Genomic DNA, 19,082 nt, shown 5'->3' with positions numbered 1-19,082 from the left:
CGCTCGCTCCCTGTCAGGCAACGGCGGCACGACGGGCCACCGTCGTGGCGTGGGTCACCACTGGCCTGAACCCTCACCCACGATTCTCCCCGGCAACAGGGACCCCAGCGCGACAACTTGCGTGGCTGAGGGCAAGCGGAGCTGGTGGAGGGAGGCCGCAGGGTGAGGAGCCCGGATTCTCGTGCACGCGGCATCTTGTTCCGGAACTCGGTCAACCGGCCCAGGGTTCAGGCTTGTTGGGAGCGGCCCGACGACGGCCGCCGGGTTCCGTCCTGCGGATCGTGGCGGGCCGGGGCGCCGCGCCGGGCGCCGGACACCGCCCGCAGGACGTCGACCAGCGCCGCCACCGTCGGCCGGTGTTCGACGGAGGAGCGGAACATCACCACGATGTGCCGCTCGACCTTCTCCCGCAGCCGTACGACATCGAGGCGCGAGGCGCGCAGGCCCAGCATCAGATCCGTCACGGTGCTCACCCCGATCCCCGCCTCGACGAGCGCCAGCGTGGCCGCGGTATCGGTCACCACGTGCTGGACGCGCGGTTCGATGCCCGCTCGCCGGCACGCCGTGCGCACCGCGCGGCCGTAGTAGCTGTCGGCCGACGGCAGGATCCACCCCAGGTCCTGTGTCTCCGTCAGGCCGACCACCTCGCGTCCGTCCAGCGACCCGGCGGGTACCGCCAGCGAGAACCGCTCGCGGTACAGCCGGCGCACCTGCAGGGCCGGTTCGCGCGGAATGGGCACATCCGGATAGTCCAGCCCCAGCGCCAGGTCCACCGCCCCGGAGGTGACCGCGTCGTGCACCTCGTCCACGTCCATATCGCGGCTGTGCACCGTCAGCCCCGGATGGACCCGCCGCACCTCCTGCAGCGCCGGCGGCAGGATCTCGGCGGCCGCCGTGGCGAACAGGCCCACCCGCAGCACCCCGGAGATCTCGTGCCGGGTGCGCTCCAGCGCCTCGACGGCCTCCGCCTCCGTCGACAGGATCCGCTCCGCGTGACAGGCCAGCGTCCGCCCGGCATCGGTCAGCTCCACCCGCCGCCCGACCCGGCGCAGCAGCTCCATGCCGGCGGCCTTCTCCAGCGCGGCGATCTGCTGGGAGACCCCACCAGGCGTGTATCCAAGGGCCTGTGCCGCCGCGGTGATCGTGCCGCGCCTGGTCAGCTCCACCAGGGACCGCAGCTGGGCACTCGTCCAGTCCATATAGAGATCCTAATAGATCGGACGCACCAACTGTTCGTAGACGTCAACGGTTGGCGTGCTGCACGATGACGGGCAGCTAGCTGATCAGCTCTTCTCGCCATGCACTGACAGCCCCGCCACGCGCCGGACGGATGCCCCCCGGCACGGGCGCGGCCTCTGGAAGGGATCGGCCTCTTGTCCACGTCATCCATCTCCCGCACCGTTCCGCCGACTGCCGACGTCGTGATCGTCGGCGGTGGTGTGATGGGCACCAGCATCGCGTTCCACCTGGCCGAGGCCGGGGTGTCCGATATCGTCGTCATCGAGCGCGGCGAGCTGGGGAGCGGCAGTTCGGGCAAGCCGATCGGCGGGGTGCGGGCGCAGTTCTCCGACCCGCTCAACATCGCACTGGGCAGCAGGAGTCTGCGGGCCTGGCAGGACTTCGGGCAGCGTCCCGGCGCCGACATCCGGCTGGACGGCGTCGGCTATCTCTTCGTGCTCACCAGCGACCAGCAGGCCGCGGACTTCGAGACCTCGGTACGGATCCAGAACGGCCTCGGCGTCCCCAGCCGCATGATCGGCCCGCGCGAGGCACAAGCGCTGTGTCCCTACCTCAGCACCGACGGGCTGGTGGCCGCCGCCTACTCCCCGACCGACGGTCATGCCCGGCCCGGGCTCGCCGTCCGGGGCTATGCGCGCGCCGCCGCACGGGCCGGCGTCACCTTCGCCACGCACACCACCGTCACGGGCCTCGACACCACCGGGGACCGGGTCACGGCCGTCCACACCGACCACGGCCGGATCTCCGCCGCCACGGTCATCTGCGCGGCGGGCGCCTGGTCCGCGCGGCTCGGCGAAATGGCGGGCGTGCACCTCCCGGTGCGCCCGGTGCGCCGCCAGCTGGCCTTCACCGCACCGCTCGCGCCGCCGGCCCCGCGCATCCCCTTCACCATCGACTTCGACTCGACGGCCTACTTCCACAACAGCGACGACGGCCTGCTGTTCGGCCTCGCCGACCCCGGCCAGGCCGACGGCTTCGACACCACCTGGACCCCGGACTGGCTCACGCTGTTCCGCGCCGCCGCACGGCGCAGGGCCCCGGCCCTCGCCGACATGGAGACCAGCGGCGGCTGGGCCGGACTCTACGAGGTCACCCCGGACCACAACGCGCTGATCGGGCGCGCCGGGACGCCGCACAACTTCCTGTACGCCACCGGGTTCTCGGGCCATGGCTTCCTGCAGGCCCCGGCGGTCGGCGAGATCGTGCGCGACCTCCACCTGGAGCGCACACCGTTCGTCGATGTCACCCCCTTCAGCGCCGACCGCTTCACGACCGGCGCCGAGACCCGCCCCGAAATCCACGTGGTGTGAAGCCCCGCAACGGAAGGACGACCTGCCGATGATCAGCCAGTGGCAACTGCGCGCCGCATTCGCCCAGCGGCTCTCGGACATGTACGGGCGGGAGGTGCCCGCCTACACCACGCTCGTGGACGTCTCCCGCGAGGTCAACGAGGACGTGCTGCGGGCGCAAGGGGCCGACGCCGAGCGCCTGGGCTCCATCGGCCGGGTGACCGCGGAGCGGCACGGCGCCATCCGCGTCGGCACCCCCGACGAACTCCGCCAGGTCGCCCGGATCTTCGGCGCCCTGGGCATGCACCCGGTCGGCTTCTACGACCTGCGGGAGGCCGCCGCCAGCGCGGTCCCCGTCGTGTCGACCGCGTTCCGCCCCGTCGACGGCGAGGAACTGGCCCGTAATCCCTTCCGCGTCTTCACCTCCCTGCTCACCCCCGCCGACCCCCGGTTCTTCGACCCCGACCTGCGGGCCCGCCTGGAGAACTTCCTCGCCGGCCGTGAGCTCTTCCCGCCGGAACTGCTGGACCTCGCCGACCGTGCGGAGCGTGCCGCGGAGCTGCCCGAGGAGGACGCCGAACGCTTCCTCCACCTCGCGGTGCGGGCCTTCGAACTGTCCCCCGAGCCCGTCGACCAGGCGTGGTACACCACGCTGGAACGGGTCTCCGCCGTCGCCGCGGACATCGGCGGCGTCCGCAGCACCCATATCAACCACCTCACCCCGCGCGTCCTGGACATCGACGAGCTGTACCGGCGGATGACCGAGCGCGGCATCGAGATGATCGACACCATTCAGGGACCTCCCCGCTGGCAGGGCCCCGATGTCCTGCTGCGCCAGACCTCCTTCCGGGCGCTCGCCGAGCCCCGTGCCCTGCGCACCCCGGACGGCACGGTGACCACCGGCGCCCTGCGGGTGCGCTTCGGCGAGGTCGAGGCCCGCGGTATCGCCCTCAGCCGTGCGGGCCGGGCCCGCTACGACCGGCTGCTCGCCCGTGTCGACGAGCAGGCCGCCGGCCTGCCGCAGGCCGACCGGGCCGCACTCGCCCGCACCCTCTGGGCGCAGGAGATGCCCGACAGCGAGCAGGGGCTCGCCGCCCAGGGCCTGGCGCACTTCACCCATCACGTCGCGCCCGACCGGCCGCGCGACGGCAGCCGCCCGCCCGCCGGGCTCCGTGACCTGCTGGAAGGGGGCTGGATCCGGGCCGAACCCCTCGTCTACGAGGACTTCCTGCCCCGCTCGGCGGCCGGCATCTTCCAGTCCAACCTCAGCGAGGAGGGCTCCCGGAACAACGAACAGCAGGGGGCCGCCTACGACAGCGCATGGCTCTCCGGCGTCCTCGGCCGCGACGTCGCGGACCCCTTCGACCTCTACGAGGAGCAGCAGAACCGCTCCCTCGCCCAGGTCGCCCGGGAACTCGGTCTCGACGGCACACCCGGCTGACCCCGACCGCCACCCCTACCCCTCCACACCCCAAGGGAGCACCATGACCCGCACCATCCTCCCCACCACCGAGGACCTGCGCACCCGTGCCCGCGGCAGCCTCGCCGCCCTCGGCGTCACCGTCCCGGAAGGCGACGACTTCGCCGCCCGCAGCCCGATCACCGGCGAAGACCTCTTCGGCCTGCGCGCGGCCACCGCCGCCGACACCGAGGACGCCATCGCCGCCACCCGCGAGGCGTTCCTCACCTGGCGCACCACGCCGGCGCCCCGACGCGGTGAACTCGTACGCCGTCTGGGCGAGTTGCTGCGTGACCACAAGGGCGACCTGGCCGACCTCATCACCATCGAAGCGGGCAAGATCCGCTCCGAGGCGCTCGGCGAGGTCCAGGAGATGATCGACATCTGCGACTTCGCCGTCGGCCTCTCCCGCCAGCTGTACGGCCGTACGATCGCCTCCGAGCGCCCGGGCCACCGTCTCGCGGAGACCTGGCACCCGCTGGGTGTGGTGGGCGTGATCTCCGCGTTCAACTTCCCCGCCGCGGTGTGGTCGTGGAACACCGCCGTCGCGCTGGCCTGCGGCGACACCGTGATCTGGAAGCCCTCGGAGCTCACCTCGCTGATCTCCCTGGCCTGCGACCGGCTGCTGGCGCAGGCCGCCGAGGACGTCGGCGCCCCTCGCGATGTGCACCGCCTCCTGCTGGGTGACCGCGCCATCGGCGAAAGGCTCGTCGACGACCCCCGCGTCGCGCTGATCAGCGCCACCGGATCGACCCGTATGGGACGCGAGGTCGGCCCGCGCGTCGCCGCCCGCTTCGGACGCACCCTGCTCGAACTCGGCGGCAACAACGCGGCCGTAGTCACGCCCTCCGCCGACCTCGACCTCGCCGTGCAGGGCATCGTCTTCGCCGCGGCCGGCACCGCGGGCCAGCGCTGCACCACGCTGCGGCGCCTCATCGTCCACCAGGACATCGCCGACACCCTCCTCGCACGGCTGACCGCCGCCTACCAGAAGCTCCCCATCGGCGACCCGTTCGACGAGACCACCCTCGTCGGCCCCCTGATCTCCACCACCGCCCTGGACACCATGCAGGACGCCCTCACCCGGGCGCAGGCCGAGGGCGGCAAGATCCTCGCGGGCGGCAACCGGCGCCTCGCCGACGCCGCGCCCCGCGCCGGTTACGTCGAACCCGTCATCGTCCGGGTCGACGAACAGACCGACGTCGTCCGCGAAGAGACCTTCGCCCCCATCCTGTACGTGCAGACCTACGAGACCCTGGAGGAGGCCATCGCCCTGCACAACGACGTCCCGCAGGGCCTCTCGTCCAGCATCTTCACCCGCGATCAGCAGGAAGCCGAACTCTTCCTGTCCGCGGAGGGCTCCGACTGCGGCATCGCCAATGTCAACATCGGTACCTCCGGCGCCGAGATCGGCGGGGCCTTCGGCGGGGAGAAGGAGACCGGTGGCGGCCGCGAATCCGGCTCCGACGCCTGGCGCGCCTATATGCGCTCCGCCACCAACACCATCAACTACTCCAGCCGCCTCGCCCTCGCCCAGAACGTCAGCTTCCTGTAGGCGCCACCGGCATCCCGCACCGTCGCCGGTACGCCCTCACCGCCCCCGTCCTGCCGTGCGCAGGGCGGGGGTTCGTCGTGGCCGGGGTGTCCGAAGCCGCCCGCGGACCCGGCCAAGTGCCCGGTTATCGGGCGCCACCTGCCGTTTTTCGACAAACACGGCGCTGCGCCGGAACTTTCGTTGACGTGGTGGGTGCCGGGGTGTGATGGTACGGCGGCCTGGGTCATGGACATGTCGTTCGCCCGCCGCGCAGACGCCGCCCCACGTGGTCGAAGCCAGCCGGACGACGACGCTGCGACGACCCGGCGTTCCACCAGAACCTCCGTCGGTAGCACTCCCTACCCCTCAAGGAGCCATGGTGATACGAAGATTCGCGGTGGCCGGCGTATGTCTCGCCGCCACCCTCCAGGCAACTGTGCTGGCCCTCGCCCCCACCGCCGCGGCCACCCAGCAGAGCAGCCGGCCGCTCCACCCGCCCGCCACTGCGGTATCGGCCGTCGGCCGGGCCGGGCACAGCGGCCCGGCCGCGCCCGTCGAGGGTCCCGTCGCCCGCACCGCGGCCGCCCCCGACATCGATGTGGCCAAGGTCCAGGCGCACCTCACCGAGCTCAACGCCATCGCCACCCGCAACGGCGGCACCCGCAAATCCGGCGGACAGGGCTACCGCGACTCGGTCGCCTACGCCAAGGCCAAGCTCCAGGCGGCCGGTTACACCGTCACCGAGCAGCCCTGCACCTCCGGCTGCGCCACCGGGGCGGGACCCAACCTGATCGCCGAATGGCCGCAGGGCGACGCCACCAAGGTGTACATGTTCGGCTCCCACCTCGACAGCGTCGGGGCGGGTCCGGGCATCAACGACAACGGCTCCGGCTCGGCCGCGCTGCTGGAGACGGCCCTCACCCTCGCGCAGCAGCACCCCGCCATGGGGGCCCGCGTCCGGTTCGCCTGGTGGACGGACGAGGAACAGGGCCTCAACGGCTCCGACTTCTACGTCGGTTCCCTCTCCTCCGCCGAGCGGTCGAAGATCAAGGCCTACTACAACTTCGACATGATCGCCTCGCTCAACGGCGGCTACTTCATCAACCACCTCACCTCCGCCGCCGCCCAGCCGATGAAGGCGTACTGGGACTCCCTGGGCCTCCAGCCCGAGGAGAACACCGAGGGCGCCGGCCGCTCGGACGACTACTCCTTCGAGCAGGCGGGCATCCCCACCTCCGGTTACGCGATGGGCGCCGGCGCGCGGAAGACCTCGGCGCAGGCGGCGAAGTGGGGCGGTACCGCGAACCGTGCCTACGACTCCTGCTACCACCAGTCCTGTGACACCACCAGCAACATCAACAGCACGGGACTGAACCGCAGCGTCGACGGCATCGCCGCCACCCTGTGGCAGCTCGCCGTCACCGACAGCACTCCGGCGAACGACTTCTCCCTGACCGCCGGCCCCGCCACCGGCAGCGTCGACCCCGGAGGCTCGGCCACCAGCACCCTCTCCACGGCGACCACCAGCGGATCCGCCCAGACGGTGGCGCTGTCGGCCTCGGGCGCTCCGGCCGGTGTGACCGTCTCCTTCAGCCCCGCCTCGGTGACCTCCGGCAACAGCTCCACCATGACCGTCGCCACGACGTCGAGCACGGCACCCGGTACCTACCCCCTCACCGTCACCGGCACCGGGTCCGTCACCCACACCACGCCGTACACCCTGACGGTCAAGGGCGCCGGCGGCTGCACCGCCCAACAGCTCATCGCCAACGGCGGATTCGAGAGCGGCACCACCCCCTGGACGGGCGACACCGGGGCGATCGGCGCCCACAGCGGCCAGTCCGCGCACAGCGGCAGCAGGTTCGCCTGGCTCGGCGGCTACGGCTCCTCCGCCACCGACACCCTCAGCCAGTCGGTGACCGTGCCCGCCGGATGCGGCAAGGCCACCTTGAACTACTGGCTGCACATCGACACCGACGAGACCGACGCCGTCGCCTACGACACCTTCAAGGTCAAGGTGGGCAGCACCACCTTGACGACCCTCTCCAACACCGATGCGTCGAGCGGCTACACCCAGCGCTCCCTGGACCTGAGCCGCTACATCGGACAGCGGATCACCCTCACCTTCACCGCCACCGAGGACTCCAGCCTCCAGAGCAGCTTCGTCGTCGACGACGCGACCCTGCAGACCGGCTGACCCACTGGCCGGCCGACCGGTTGACCGGCCGGCCGGCCCACGGCACGGAGCGGCGGGGCGCCTGCGACCTGCCCCTCCCCTCCGGTGCCGCCGCACATCGTTCGCCCGCCGGTCCGGGTCAGGCGGGCGCCTCGTCCGTCGCGTAGCACGAGGCGGCGTAGTGGCCCCGGTCGCCGGTGGGCGCCCAGCCGTCGGTGCCCCGCCCCGGCTCGGCGAGGGCGAAGCCGTTGTCGCGCAGTTGCGCGCCGAGGGACGCGGCGGGGAAGCCGCTGCCGTCGGGAGTCTCGTCGACGGGCCACAGCGTGACGAGCAGGGCCTCGGTGTCGCCGGTGTCGGGTTCGCTGTCGAGACTGGCGACTTCGAGGTGCCAGCGGCCGTTGCGCACAAAGGCCTCGGCGCGGAAGGCGGCGCGTGCGGCCGGGGCGTTCTGATGGGTCTCGGTCATGCGAAGGGTGCTCCTGTCGTGGGGGAGGTGGTGCGGACGTGCTGTGGTGATTCTGCGGGACGGTGGCCGGAACGCACCGGTTCAGATGTTCCGCCAGCGGGCCATGGCGAACGAGAAGAGGCCGAACAGCGCCAGGCCCGCCGCGATCGCGACCAGCAGCCAGGGGCCCGCCGAGGTATCGGCGAGGGTGCGGAGCGTGTCGTCCATGCCCTTGGCGCGATCGGGGTCGTAGGTGACCGCGGCCTTGACGACGAAGACGCCGGCGACCGCGAACACCCCGCCGCGGGCGACGCCGCCCGCTACGCCGAGCACATCGACACCGCGCTTGACGGGCCGGGACATCTCCGCCCGCTTGAGGTGCTTGTGGAACGTGCGCCGGGCGGCCCGCACCGCGATCCAGACTCCGGCCACGGCGATGCCCACTCCCGCGGCGGCCACCAGCCAGGGGCCGCCGGGCAGGTCCAGCGCCTTGGCCGTGGCATCCCGGGACTGCTGGTCGCTCGCCCCGCTGCCGCTGCCCTTCTCGCCCGCCGCGAAGGACAGCACGGAGAACGACACCACGGCGTAGAAGACGCAACGCGCGAGCGAGAGCAGTCGCGTCCCGGCCTTGTGGCCCTCGGGCCCCGCCGCGCCGAATGCCGCTTCGGACAGACGCCACAGCGCCATCCCCGCCAGGCCCAGGCCGAGCACCCATATCAGGACGCTGCCGAACGGCCGGGCGGCGAGCTCCGCCAGTGCTCCGCCCCGGTCGGCCTGCTCACCGCTGTCGCCGAACGCGACCCGCAGCGCCAGTACCCCTACGAGGAAGTAGATCGCGCCCCGGGCCGCGAACCCACCGCGTGCCGCGGCCCGGACCGCCGAGCTGCGCGCGGCGCGGTGAGCGGTGCGTCGTCCGATGTGCGGTACCGCAGTAGTCGATGGCATCTGTGACCTCCAGAGGGCTTCGGCCCCGTCGGCGGGGCACACCCAGCCGGTCTCCGGGACCGGCGAGAGCGAGATGCTTCTGCCCCGTCGTCGGGGGCGCACTCCGGTTGCGTGCGGAGGAGCGGCCCCTCGTCGGCTCTTCGCCCGATTTCTGCGGGGGACCCGTGTCACCAGCGCCGCACGGGACGTCAGCGCCTCACAGGACGTCCCTGGCGGGTGTGGTCCAGGGAGACGTCAGGGGGGTGTCCGCGGTGGTGTGCTCCGGGAGGCCGGCGAGGGCTTCGACCCGTGCGGGACGGTAGGGGGTGGGGCCGCTCCACTCCAGCAGCAGGACCGTGGCATCGTCGCCGAGCCGTCCGTCGTGGTAGCTGAGATGACGCCGGATCAGGCGGCGCAGGGTCTCCGGGACAGGCAGCCCGTCGGCATGGTGCTGGATGAGGAAGTCGGTGAAGCCCGCCAGTCCGAATTCCCGGCCTTCGCGGTTACGGGCCTCGGTGATGCCGTCGGTGTAGAGCAGCAGACGGTCGCCGGGCTCCAGCTGGTCCCGGCTCAGCGTGGGCAGAATCCCCAGATCGGTGCCCATGGGAGGCGCGGGCGGGCAGGTCAGGCTGATTGCGGTGCGTCCCTTGCGGATGATGACCGGCGGAGGGTGCCCCAGGCTGGTCCAGGTGAGAACGCCGGTGGCGGAGTTCAGCTCGGCCAGCAGGCCCGTGGCGTAGCGGCTCGAGCCGAACTGTTCCACGAGGGCCCGTTCCACGGCTTGGGCGATCTCCAGGATTCCCGGGCTCTGCCGGCGCCGGTTGCGGCTGGCGGCGACCGCGAGGTTCGCGGTCAGCCCGGCGGCCGTGTCGTGGCCCATGGCGTCGAAGAGCGCCAGGTGTACGGTCTCCTCGGCAATGGCGTAGTCGAAGACGTCGCCACTGACCTCGTAGGCGGGCTCCATCACGGCGCTGATCAGCACCCGGTCGGTGGCGAAGGTCCGGGGCGGCATGATGCGCCACTCCATCTCCGCGGCCACATTCATCCTCCGGCGCCGTACCAGCCCGGCATAGGTGTCGCTCACCCCCCGCTTGCTGACGATCATCAAGGCGACCAGCCCGGCGAGGTTGCGCAGGTCCTGAGCCGCCTGGGAGTCCATCTCCGTGCCCGGGGCGGCGGAGGCGCGCAGTACGCCCAGCCGCTCGGTGCCGTCGAGCAGCGGAACCCACCACTGGCCGGCCTCGGAGGTGGGGCCCCCGACGATGCCCCCGGTCTGGAACGCCCGCCCGGCGAGGGTGCCCTCCACCCGCACCACCTCCGGCGGCGCCTCCGCCCCGCCGCCGGCACCCGGCCCACGACCGGCCAGCAGGCACAGCACGTCCTGCTGCAGATCGGCGAGGTAGAGCAGCACCCCCGGCCAGCCGACCCGTGTCGCGTGCTTGGCGACGAGGTCCGGCAGTTGTTCCAGCGTGATCACATGGCTGGCGGCGATCAGGTCACCCAGCATCCGCGCCCGGGCGGCTGGATTGCTCATTCAGGCACCTCTCCTCGGGTGGCAGCCCGCCGGGCCTTCGCCCCGTGGGCCGGCCATGTGGTGGCACCGTCGGTCGCGATTGCTCCCCCGCTCCCAGCGGCGATGCTTGTGCTCTCGATGGTGACACCGCGAGGGAGGTTGCCGAGAGCGACACCGCGGTGAGCGACGAGAGCGGCGGCCCGAATCCGTCGTACAGCGCCGCGCCGCGTCTCCGCCGCAGCACTGTGAAAGGGCCGCTCGACCCTGGGCCGGTGCGGTGCGGTGCGGTGCGGTGCGGTGCGGTGCAGTGCGGCCGCCGGCGGCGCCGCGCCCGACCGGACCGGCCCTCCGCTCAAGGCGTCATACGGGCAATCACCCCGATTTCCAGCGCGACATACAGGGCCCCGTCGGCACCGAACGCCAGGCCGTGCGGTTCCGAAGAGGGACTCGGCAGGTCGTACTCCTCGACGTGGCCTTCGGGAGTGACGGAGCCGATGCGGTTGGCTCCCCATTCGGTGAACCAGCAGTTCCCGTCCGGGCCGGCCACGATCGCGTGCGGCCGGCACGCCGGGTCCGGCAGCGGCAACTCGTCGATCCGGCCGTCGGTGGTGATCCGGCCGATCCGGCCGGCGCCTATCTCGACGAACCAGAGTGCGCCGTCCGCACCGCAGGTGATGCCGACCGGCGCGGCGTTCCCGGTCGGAAGCTTGTGGAGCGTGAGGTCGCCGTCGAAGCCGAGGCGACCGATCGTGTGTGCCTGGTTGAGGGTGAACCACAGGGCGTCATCGGGACCGGTCGTGATCGCTGAGGGGAAGGCACCGGTGAGGGGCAGCGGGAACTCCGTCACCCGGCCGTCCGTGTCGATGCGCCCGATGCGGTCGGTGTGCATCTGGGTGAACCACAGGGCTCCGTCGGCGGCGGACGCGATGCCGAACGGACCGCTGCCAGGACTCGGGAGGGAGAACGAGGTCGCCTTCCCCTCCACCGTGATCCGCCCGATCCGATGGTCCTGGTTCCGGGTGAACCACAACGCGCCGTCGGGTCCCGAGGTGATGAGGGAGGGCCCGCAGGAGGGGGAGTCGAGTGAGTAGCGGTCGAGGCGGCCGTCCGGTGCCAGGCGGGCTATCTGCCCGGCGTGGACCAAGGTGCACCACAGCGCGTCGTCGGGACCCGTGGTGAGGGCGTAGGGGCCTGCGTGGGCGTCGGAGACCGGAATCTCCTCGAACGAGACGGTGCGGCGGGACATCGGCTGGCTCTTCCCTGCTGGTCTTTACTGCTACTGATGTTGCGTTAAGGAAATCCTTGCATGCCGTCGCCGCATGCGCAACGGGCTTTTTCGGCGCGACTCCGCAGGGAGTTCCTGGGTGCGCTGCGAGGCGCGACGAACGTGGCCTCCTCGCTCGAGGGGGTGCCCCCGTCAGTTCTCAAGGGGTGTGGAGTTGTCCGCGTTCGAGGTGACACGTGCGGGCCGCGGGCCGCTGCACGTCCTGTGGGCGGCGGGGGACGCCTTCACCGGCGAGGACGCCCCCGAAACACCCGTGGACTGGCCGTGGCCCCATGCCACGGTCCATGCCCTCGACGCGTTCGGCACCCGCGTACCGCTCGAACGGAACGGCATCACCGTGCACCTCCGGGCCTCGGTCACACCGCTGTTCCTGCCCGCCGGCCCGGAGGCGCCGGCCCGGTCCTGAGGCGAAACGCCGGGCATGTCGGGCGACTTGGGGCGTCGGAGGGGCGGGCAAGGAAGGAGGAGCGACCGGACATGCCTGCGGCAGCGGCGGGTAGGGGAGCGTGCGACGGGGGCTCAGCAATAGGCGGGAGCCAGAGCATGAGCAGCAACAGCACCTTGAACGTCGGAACGGAGCCGGAGAGCACCTCGATGGAGTGTGCCGTTCCGGCTCCGACGGTGCTGCCGCAGATCCAGGCCCCGCAGCGGGTCGCTCCGTCCGACGCACGGGAGTTGTCCAAGCAGTTCCTGCTGCGGCTGCAGGAGCTGGACGAGGGGACCCCCGAGTACCAGTACGCGCGGAACACGCTCATCGAGATGAACCTCTCCCTCGTGCGCTATGTCGCCCGCCGCTTCTCCAGCCGCAGGGAGTCCACGGAGGACGTCCTTCAGGTGGGGACGATCGGTCTGATCAAGGCGATCGACCGCTACGACCCCTCCCGCGACGTGGAGTTCACCACACTGGCCGTCCCCTACATCCAGGGCGAGATCAAGCGGTTCTTCCGCGACACCACCTGGTCGGTGCGGGTGCCGCGGCGCCTGCAGGAACTCCGCATCGACCTCGCCCGTGCCCGGGAGGAGCTGGAGGGCGAGGGCAGTCACGAGCCCTCCGTCGCCGACCTCGCGGCCCGTCTGGACATGGACGAGGGCGAGGTGTCGGAGGGGCTGGTGGCCAGCAACGGCTACGACAGCGACTCCATAGACCGCCCCATCCAGGCGGGTGGCAAGCAGCAGACCGGTCTCGTCGCCGACCTCATCGGCACCGAGGACCCCGCCCTGGCCCTGGCCGAGGACGTCCAGGCCCTCAAGCCGCACCTCGCCAAGCTCGACGACCGCGAACGCACCCTCCTCCAGCTGCGCTTCGGGGAGGAGATGACACAGTCGGAGATCGGCAAGGAGCTGGGTCTCTCCCAGATGCATGTCTCCCGCCTCCTGACCCGCGCCTGCACCACCCTGCGCAAGGGCCTCCTGGCCGAGACGTGAGGCGCCCGCCGCGATGAGGCCGCGGGCGTATCCGCTTCCGGGCGCTCGCCGAACCGCGGACGTGCGGCCGGCCGCCGACCGGCCCCCGACCACCGCCGTACCACGACGACGGGGAGGGAGGGCCGGCCTCCGGCCGTCGTCAGCCCGGTTGGCCGCTGTCCTTCATGGTCCCCCAGCCGTGCCAGCGGTCGATCTCGATCAGGGCACTGACCCGGCGGCGGTCCCGCTGCGGGTACGGCTTGCCGAGGTACTGCCGCGCCAGCCGGTCGATATCGGTGAGCTCCTCGTCGTCACGGAGTTCGGCGACACGGCCGATGATGCTGAGGTGCGTGTACCAGTTGCCCTCGTCCAGCACGCTCAGCGAGACACGGGGGTCGTTGCGGACATGCTCCAGTCGTTTGCGGCCCTCGTCCATGTTGACCAGGATCCGGCCGTCGTCCCAGAGGTACCAGGTGGCCGTGGACACCGGCTGACCGTCCGGCCGCAGCGTCGTGATGACGGCCGGATTCGGCTTGCCCAACATGACGACGGCTGCATCGGGAAGCGGTGGTTTCGACATACGAGGCGCTCCTCTGTACGTGAGTACGGTGCGGTCGGCCGTCCGGGACGACCCACCCGATCGACGGTACTCAGCTCACCACCGGCTCCCGTCCGCCGGTTCGCCGCCACACCGCACACCCTCCTGTGAGGTCTCCACTTCGGCGGCCACCTGAAGCGCGGGCAACGGTCCGGCCGGCGGATCCGCCGCGTCCGGTGCCACTGACGGGGTGCCGGCCGGCTTCCGCAGCAGGAGCATGGCGGCGTCGTCGTGCAGTTCGCCGCCGACGTGCGCGAGCAGGTCCTCGTGGAGCGCGGCGAGGGTGCGGGACGGGTCCTCCGACACGTGCCGGGACAGCCGCTCCACGAGCGGGTAGAACTCCCGCTGGTGGTCGCGGGCCTCGGTCACACCGTCGGTGTAGAACAGCAGTTGGTTCCCGTCGGCCAGGGCGACCTCCTGGAGTGCGGGGGCCTCGCCGGCCAGGGCCCGCAGGCCGAGGGGCGGGGCCGGACGGGCCGGCTCGACGGGCAGCACGCCCGAGTCGTGGACCAGGAGCGGAGCGGCATGGCCGCAGTTGACCAGCTCCATACGGTCGGCCTCGGGGTACCCGGCCAGCACCGCGGTGACGAAGTCGTCGGGGCCGAGGTTGCGCGCGAGGCTCCGCTCGATCCGGTGGACCACATCGAGCAGATCCGGCTCGTCGTAGGCCGCTTCCCGGAAGACGCCCAGGACCAGCGCGGCGATGCCCACCGCCGGCAGCCCCTTGCCGCGTACATCGCCCACGATCAGCCGGACCCCGTAGGGCGTCGGCACCAGGGCGTAGAGGTCGCCGCCGACCCGGGCCTCGGCAGCGGCGGCGCTGTAGCGGACCGCCGTCTGGAAATGCCCCACCCTCGCCGGCACCGGCTTGAGGAAGGCGTGCTGTGCGGCCTCGGCGACGGAGCGCACGGCGGCCAGCACCTGCTCACGGCGCCTGCGCAGGGCGCTGGCCAGACTGCTGGCCAACGTCACGGCGGACAGTGTGGACAGGACGATCGCCTGTTCCGTGCCCGGCGCACCACCATGCACACCGAGCGCCGCCCCCAGCGCCACCGCCAGAACACCGATCCGGATCACTCCCCACGGCCCGCTGGTGGCGGCGGCCAGCGCGGGGCCCACGGCGAGCAGCGGCAGCCAGCTCATACCGGTTCCACCGGAGAAGGCGAGGAGCGCCACGGCCGCAATGATCAGAACCGGCACGCCGGCGGTGTAGTGCCGGCGCACACCTGCCGCACCGGACGGCGCGTCGCCCCGGGACGGAAGGATCTGCCGGACGGAGTCCCGCAGAGCGGTGAACGGCTTGGTGAGCTGCCACCGCGGCCGGTGGTCGTGGTGATGGATCCGGGCTTGGCGCATGGAGGGGTCCGGGGCTCGCTTCCCTGCTCGGTGCACTGACATTGAGAAATGTCCGTTTCCATAAGGAAAGCGACATATGTGGGTAAGTGGCAAGGAGCGGGATTTCAGATAGTGAGCGAGAGCCCCCTGGTCACGCGGCTCGCGGCCGGAAGCAGCCGGTTGCGGACCTCGTCGATGCGGGAGACCCGGTCGGCGCGGAGCGACACCCCGAGGGATCCCAGTATCTGACCGCTGTAGACCGGCACCGCGACGCAGAACGTCCCCAGCGCGTACTCCTCCATGTCCGTCACGGCCGGCGCCGTCGGCAGGGTGTCGAGTGCGCGCAGCAACTGGGCGCGGGCGGTGATGGTGCGGGGTGTGAGGTCGGCGAGGGGGTGCCGGGAGAGGTAGTCGTCGCGCGCCTCGTCGTCCAGCTCGCGCAGTACGCACTTGCCCAGCGCCGTCGCGTGCCCGGCGTCCTCGAAGCCCACCCAGAGATCGACCCGGGGCGCCCGGGGGCCGTCGACGATCTCGGCTACGCGGATCTCGCCGTCCTCGTAGAAGGTCAGGTAGGCGGCGGCCGAGAGGTCGTCGCGCAGCGCCGTGAGTGCGGGGCGGACCCGGTTCAGCAGCGCCTGCCCCCGCCCGCCGGCGTGCAGGGTGTCCAGCCGGTCCCCGAGGACAAAACCGCCGTCCTCCAGTTTCCGGACATACCCGTCGTGAGCCAGCGTGCGCAGCAGGTGATAGGTGGTGGCCAGCGGCAGCCCCGTCTCGCGTGCCAGCTGTTTCGCCGGTGCGCCGCCCTCGTGCGCACCCACGGCCTCCATCAAGCGGAAGGCGCGCTGGACGGAAGTGATGAGCGTCGGGCCTTCTCCGTTGCCCATGTATTCAGCGTGCGCCCGGCGCCCCGCGCAGGCAAGGCCGGTCGGGCGCTCGTTCGGCCGCCGCCGGCCGATGTGTGCGGGCGGATGCAGTCGTGCGCGGGGCCGACACAACCTGCGAGCGGGGCGCGCGACGGCGCGCCAGAACATATATTCGATTATTGGGTACCCTGAAAGCATGGCCATGCATCTTCAGGGCTCGCTCTTCGACCAGGCCGACGACATCCGTCTCGGCCCGCTGCGCGGGGTGCGCAGGACCGAACTCGGCGACGGGGCCTGGCTCGATCTGCTGCCCGGGTGGCTGAGCGGGGCCGATGCCCTGTTCGCACGGCTCGCCGCCGAGGTGCCCTGGCAGGCCGAGCGCCGGCGGATGTACGAGCAGGTGGTGGACGTACCGCGGCTGCTGGCCTTCTACAAGGCCGACGACGCGCTGCCGCACTCCGTACTGGACGAGGCGAGGGACGCGCTCTGTGCCCACTACGCCACCGAACTCGGCGAACCGTTCACCACGGCCGGGCTCTGCTACTACCGCGACGGCCGGGACAGTGTGGCCTGGCACGGCGACCGGATCGGCCGCGGCGGGCGGGAGAACACCATGGTCGCCATCCTGTCCGTCGGGGTGCCGCGCGATCTGCTGCTCCGCCCGCGGCACGGCGGCCACGCCATACGGCGGCCGCTCGGGCACGGCGACCTGCTCGTGATGGGCGGCTCCTGCCAGCGGACCTGGGAGCACGCGATCCCCAAGACCACGCGCGCGGCGGGACCGCGGATCAGCATCCAGTTCCGTCCCCACGGCGTGCGCTGACCTCGGCGCTTCCCCCGCCGCGCCGCCGCCCCGGCTTCCGGATGAGGGTTCCGGCGTACAAAAACGGGTGGCCCCCGAGTCTGCGTCGGCTCGGGGGCCCTGTTGCTGAGGGGGCGGTCAGTGGCGGTGGCAGACCAGGTGCTCCCGGTGCCAGGTCCGGGTCCAGTAGCCGTGGTGGCGGACGCCGTGCCGATCACGCCAGGCCGGGTGCCAGGTCCGGGTCCAGTGTCCGTGGACCATGTGGCACCGCCCCCTGTCGATGTGTCGCGTGGTCGTGTGGTCTCCATGGTGCGACGGGGCGGCCGAGGCGATGCCCACCGACGAGAGGAGGGTGCCTCCGGCGAGGGCAACGGTGGCGGCGCCGAGAGCGAGGGCGCGCTTGAATCCGTCAGTCATTGAGGATCGTGCCTTTCTGCATTGCCATGGTGCGAGATGCCCCGCCGATGGCCGGGCAGACAGAGAATGCACCCGCGGCACCCACCAAATCCCGCCAACACCAAAGGCTTTACGCAATCGAGAAGAAAGCCAAAAGGAAGTGCTTATCGGACTAATGAGACCGTTGGGGAGGATGGGATCGTGGGGTGGTGGTCACGGTGAGGTCGGCCGGTGTCCGGCCGCTGGGGGACCGCGCCAACTTCCGTGCACCGCACGCCGAGTGGGGCGCGGTTGCCGACGGGGCCGGCCGGAAACGGTCTCGTGCTCAGACGACCCAGTGCGCCCGCCGGGTGGTGGACGCCGGTGACAGGCCCTCGGCGAGGGCGGCGGCCAGGCGCTGCACGGCCTCGCGCAGGGTGCCGGGGGGGACGGTGTACGGAATGCGCAGGCGCTGTTCGAACAGGCCCGGGTCGGTGGCGAAGTGCGTCCCGCCCTCGATCCGCACCCCGTGGTCCAGCGCCCGGTCGGCCAGTGCCGAGGCGACGGGCGCGCCGAGATCGACCCACAACGACAGCCCGCCGGGCGGCAGTTGCCACGTCCACTGCGGCAGGTGCTCGGCCAGGGCCCCGGCCAGAGCTTCGCGCTGCCGGCGCAGGTGTTCCAGGCGGGTCGGCAGCAGTTCCCCGGCACGGGCCAGCAGGAAGAGGGCCAGCAGTTGGTCCAGGACCGAGCCGCCCATGTCGGTGGCGACGCGCTGCCCGGCGAGTTCGGTGACGAGCCGCGCGGGGGCGCGCAGCCAGCCCATCCGCAGACCGCCCCAATGGGTCTTGCTCATCGAGCCGATGGTGATGACCTGGCCGGCCCCACCGGGCGTGGTGCGCGACGCGAACGGCGGCGGGGCGGGGGTGTCGAGGGCGAGGTCGGACAGGGCCTCGTCGACGACCAGCCAGGCACCGGAACGCCCCGCGGCGCGCAGGATGCGGACACGCTCTTGCTCGGGCATGAGGCAGCCGGTCGGATTGTGGAAGTCGGGGATCAGATAGGCGAGTCGGGGCGCCGCCTGACGGAACGTCGATTCGATGATCCCGATGTCCCAGCCGGAATCGGTCACCGGGACCGGCAGGGCGCGCAGCCGCGCGCGGCGCATGGCGTCCAGCGCGTTCGGATACGACGGATTCTCGACCATGACCCGGTCGCCGGGGCGGCACAGCAGCCCCAGGACGAGCGTGAGCGCGTGCTGGGCGCCGGCGGTCACCAGGATCTGTTCGGGCACGGTGGCCAGCCCCCGCCGGGTGAAACGTTCGGCGATGGCGGCGCGCAGTTCCGGAAGGCCGTAGGGATGGTAGCCGGGAGTGTGCGCATGCTCGGCCAGCCGAGGGGTGACCTGGGCCAGGGCGTCGAGGAGTGTCTGCTCCGGCAGTCCGGGGGCGGCCCTGGCCAGGTCGATCGCGGTGTCCTGGGGGCCCAGAAGTCGTGTGATGCCGCTGGGGGCCCGGCCCTCCGGCAGGGCCGTCCACGTGCCGGAGCCCTGGCGGCTGTGTGCGAAGCCGCTCTCGCGCAGCAGGTCGTACATGGCGGTGACGGTGGCTCTGCTGGTGTTCAGCGCGGTGGCCAACTCCCGTTCGGCGGGGAGCCTGACGTGCAGCGCGAGGCGTCCGTCCAGAATCAGCGCACTGATCGCCCGGGCCAGGTGACGGTAGGCGGGGCGTGCTTGTGCCGGGTCGGGCAGCATCGCGGCGAGCTGTCGGCTGCCCAGCGTCCGGACGGTGCGCTCCGCCCTTTCCCCCTGCTGGAACGGATGCGCGTCGGCCATGCCACTC

The 19,082-nt window shown here is 71.8% G+C and carries 17 protein-coding genes; 7 read left to right on the top strand and 10 right to left on the bottom strand.

Annotated features, from left to right (window positions below; all coding sequences use genetic code 11):
- Nucleotides 1-227: 227 nt before the first annotated feature.
- Nucleotides 228-1,199 (bottom strand): LysR family transcriptional regulator, encoded by a 972-nt coding sequence (locus Scani_RS09815; protein WP_246295672.1) that lies wholly within the window; start codon nt 1,197-1,199, stop codon nt 228-230.
- A 174-nt stretch (nt 1,200-1,373) separates the two neighbouring features.
- Here Scani_RS09815 and Scani_RS09810 point away from each other — a divergent pair, with 174 nt between their 5' ends.
- The 4 genes from Scani_RS09810 (at nt 1,374) to Scani_RS09795 (ending at nt 7,718) form a co-directional block, all read left to right on the top strand.
- The gene (locus Scani_RS09810) at nt 1,374-2,549 is read left to right on the top strand and encodes an NAD(P)/FAD-dependent oxidoreductase (RefSeq protein WP_159472445.1); all 1,176 of its coding nucleotides are present in this window, start codon (nt 1,374-1,376) and stop codon (nt 2,547-2,549) included.
- A gap of 28 nt (nt 2,550-2,577) precedes the next feature.
- Nucleotides 2,578-3,969 (top strand): 2-oxoadipate dioxygenase/decarboxylase, encoded by a 1,392-nt coding sequence (gene hglS / locus Scani_RS09805; protein WP_159472443.1) that lies wholly within the window; start codon nt 2,578-2,580, stop codon nt 3,967-3,969.
- Nucleotides 3,970-4,012: 43 nt separating this feature from the next.
- Nucleotides 4,013-5,542 (top strand): L-piperidine-6-carboxylate dehydrogenase, encoded by a 1,530-nt coding sequence (gene amaB / locus Scani_RS09800; protein WP_159472440.1) that lies wholly within the window; start codon nt 4,013-4,015, stop codon nt 5,540-5,542.
- 355 nt (nt 5,543-5,897) lie between these two features.
- Nucleotides 5,898-7,718 carry a M28 family peptidase gene (locus tag Scani_RS09795; RefSeq protein WP_159472437.1) on the top strand — a complete coding sequence of 607 codons (1,821 nt, stop codon included), beginning with the start codon at nt 5,898-5,900 and terminating at the stop codon, nt 7,716-7,718.
- Nucleotides 7,719-7,836: 118 nt separating this feature from the next.
- On the opposite strand, the gene Scani_RS09790 is transcribed toward Scani_RS09795, so the two are convergent.
- From Scani_RS09790 to Scani_RS09775, 4 genes are all read right to left on the bottom strand, one after another.
- Nucleotides 7,837-8,163 carry a hypothetical protein gene (locus Scani_RS09790; protein ID WP_159472434.1) on the bottom strand — a complete coding sequence of 109 codons (327 nt, stop codon included), beginning with the start codon at nt 8,161-8,163 and terminating at the stop codon, nt 7,837-7,839.
- Between the two features lie 81 nt (nt 8,164-8,244).
- A complete protein-coding gene (locus Scani_RS09785; RefSeq protein WP_159472431.1) occupies nt 8,245-9,087 on the bottom strand; it encodes a DUF1206 domain-containing protein in 843 nt (280 codons plus the stop codon).
- Between the two features lie 196 nt (nt 9,088-9,283).
- Nucleotides 9,284-10,573 (bottom strand): PP2C family protein-serine/threonine phosphatase, encoded by a 1,290-nt coding sequence (locus Scani_RS09780; protein WP_159475640.1) that lies wholly within the window; start codon nt 10,571-10,573, stop codon nt 9,284-9,286.
- A gap of 358 nt (nt 10,574-10,931) precedes the next feature.
- Nucleotides 10,932-11,825, bottom strand: a complete 894-nt coding sequence (locus Scani_RS09775; RefSeq protein ID WP_159472428.1) for a Vgb family protein — start codon at nt 11,823-11,825, stop codon at nt 10,932-10,934.
- A gap of 193 nt (nt 11,826-12,018) precedes the next feature.
- On the opposite strand from Scani_RS09775, the gene Scani_RS09770 reads away from it, so the two are divergent.
- Nucleotides 12,019-12,270: a hypothetical protein gene (locus tag Scani_RS09770; RefSeq protein ID WP_159472425.1), complete on the top strand. Its 252-nt coding sequence runs from the start codon at nt 12,019-12,021 to the stop codon at nt 12,268-12,270.
- Between the two features lie 137 nt (nt 12,271-12,407).
- Nucleotides 12,408-13,289, top strand: coding sequence for a SigB/SigF/SigG family RNA polymerase sigma factor (locus tag Scani_RS09765; RefSeq protein ID WP_159472422.1), 882 nt, complete (start codon nt 12,408-12,410; stop codon nt 13,287-13,289).
- Between the two features lie 139 nt (nt 13,290-13,428).
- Here Scani_RS09765 and Scani_RS09760 read toward each other — a convergent pair whose 3' ends face one another.
- The 3 genes from Scani_RS09760 to Scani_RS09750 form a co-directional block, all read right to left on the bottom strand.
- Entirely contained in the window at nt 13,429-13,848 is a 420-nt protein-coding gene (locus Scani_RS09760; RefSeq protein ID WP_159472419.1) for a PPOX class F420-dependent oxidoreductase, read from the bottom strand.
- A gap of 75 nt (nt 13,849-13,923) precedes the next feature.
- The gene (locus Scani_RS09755) at nt 13,924-15,222 is read right to left on the bottom strand and encodes a PP2C family protein-serine/threonine phosphatase (RefSeq protein ID WP_159472416.1); all 1,299 of its coding nucleotides are present in this window, start codon (nt 15,220-15,222) and stop codon (nt 13,924-13,926) included.
- 104 nt (nt 15,223-15,326) lie between these two features.
- Nucleotides 15,327-16,085, bottom strand: coding sequence for an IclR family transcriptional regulator (locus Scani_RS09750; RefSeq protein ID WP_159472413.1), 759 nt, complete (start codon nt 16,083-16,085; stop codon nt 15,327-15,329).
- 175 nt (nt 16,086-16,260) lie between these two features.
- Here Scani_RS09750 and Scani_RS09745 point away from each other — a divergent pair, with 175 nt between their 5' ends.
- The gene (locus tag Scani_RS09745) at nt 16,261-16,887 is read left to right on the top strand and encodes an alpha-ketoglutarate-dependent dioxygenase AlkB (RefSeq protein WP_159472410.1); all 627 of its coding nucleotides are present in this window, start codon (nt 16,261-16,263) and stop codon (nt 16,885-16,887) included.
- Nucleotides 16,888-17,004: 117 nt separating this feature from the next.
- Here the strand turns inward: Scani_RS09745 and Scani_RS09740 are convergent, their stop codons facing one another.
- Both Scani_RS09740 and yczR read right to left on the bottom strand, forming a co-directional pair.
- Nucleotides 17,005-17,283, bottom strand: a complete 279-nt coding sequence (locus Scani_RS09740; RefSeq protein ID WP_159472406.1) for a hypothetical protein — start codon at nt 17,281-17,283, stop codon at nt 17,005-17,007.
- A gap of 304 nt (nt 17,284-17,587) precedes the next feature.
- Nucleotides 17,588-19,075: a MocR-like transcription factor YczR gene (gene yczR, locus Scani_RS09735; protein WP_159472403.1), complete on the bottom strand. Its 1,488-nt coding sequence runs from the start codon at nt 19,073-19,075 to the stop codon at nt 17,588-17,590.
- Nucleotides 19,076-19,082 lie beyond the last annotated feature (7 nt).

Source organism: Streptomyces caniferus (assembly GCF_009811555.1).
In the GTDB taxonomy this organism is placed as follows: domain Bacteria; phylum Actinomycetota; class Actinomycetes; order Streptomycetales; family Streptomycetaceae; genus Streptomyces; species Streptomyces caniferus.
Note: the sequence above shows the minus strand (reverse complement) of the source record. Positions and strands in the feature narration are given on the sequence as shown.

Excerpts from the sequence above, each read along its gene's own strand:
- Scani_RS09740 (WP_159472406.1), bottom strand. The coding sequence starts at position 17,283 with ATGACTGACGGATTCAAGCGCGCCCTCGCTCTCGGCGCCGCCACCGTT.
- yczR (WP_159472403.1), bottom strand. The coding sequence starts at position 19,075 with ATGGCCGACGCGCATCCGTTCCAGCAGGGGGAAAGGGCGGAGCGCACC.
- Scani_RS09790 (WP_159472434.1), bottom strand. The coding sequence starts at position 8,163 with ATGACCGAGACCCATCAGAACGCCCCGGCCGCACGCGCCGCCTTCCGC.
- amaB (WP_159472440.1), top strand. The coding sequence starts at position 4,013 with ATGACCCGCACCATCCTCCCCACCACCGAGGACCTGCGCACCCGTGCC.
- Scani_RS09745 (WP_159472410.1), top strand. The coding sequence starts at position 16,261 with ATGGCCATGCATCTTCAGGGCTCGCTCTTCGACCAGGCCGACGACATC.
- Scani_RS09815 (WP_246295672.1), bottom strand. The coding sequence starts at position 1,199 with ATGGACTGGACGAGTGCCCAGCTGCGGTCCCTGGTGGAGCTGACCAGG.
- Scani_RS09775 (WP_159472428.1), bottom strand. The coding sequence starts at position 11,825 with ATGTCCCGCCGCACCGTCTCGTTCGAGGAGATTCCGGTCTCCGACGCC.
- Scani_RS09795 (WP_159472437.1), top strand. The coding sequence starts at position 5,898 with ATGGTGATACGAAGATTCGCGGTGGCCGGCGTATGTCTCGCCGCCACC.
- hglS (WP_159472443.1), top strand. The coding sequence starts at position 2,578 with ATGATCAGCCAGTGGCAACTGCGCGCCGCATTCGCCCAGCGGCTCTCG.
- Scani_RS09765 (WP_159472422.1), top strand. The coding sequence starts at position 12,408 with ATGAGCAGCAACAGCACCTTGAACGTCGGAACGGAGCCGGAGAGCACC.
- Scani_RS09785 (WP_159472431.1), bottom strand. The coding sequence starts at position 9,087 with ATGCCATCGACTACTGCGGTACCGCACATCGGACGACGCACCGCTCAC.
- Scani_RS09755 (WP_159472416.1), bottom strand. The coding sequence starts at position 15,222 with ATGCGCCAAGCCCGGATCCATCACCACGACCACCGGCCGCGGTGGCAG.
- Scani_RS09760 (WP_159472419.1), bottom strand. The coding sequence starts at position 13,848 with ATGTCGAAACCACCGCTTCCCGATGCAGCCGTCGTCATGTTGGGCAAG.
- Scani_RS09750 (WP_159472413.1), bottom strand. The coding sequence starts at position 16,085 with ATGGGCAACGGAGAAGGCCCGACGCTCATCACTTCCGTCCAGCGCGCC.
- Scani_RS09780 (WP_159475640.1), bottom strand. The coding sequence starts at position 10,573 with ATGCTGGGTGACCTGATCGCCGCCAGCCATGTGATCACGCTGGAACAA.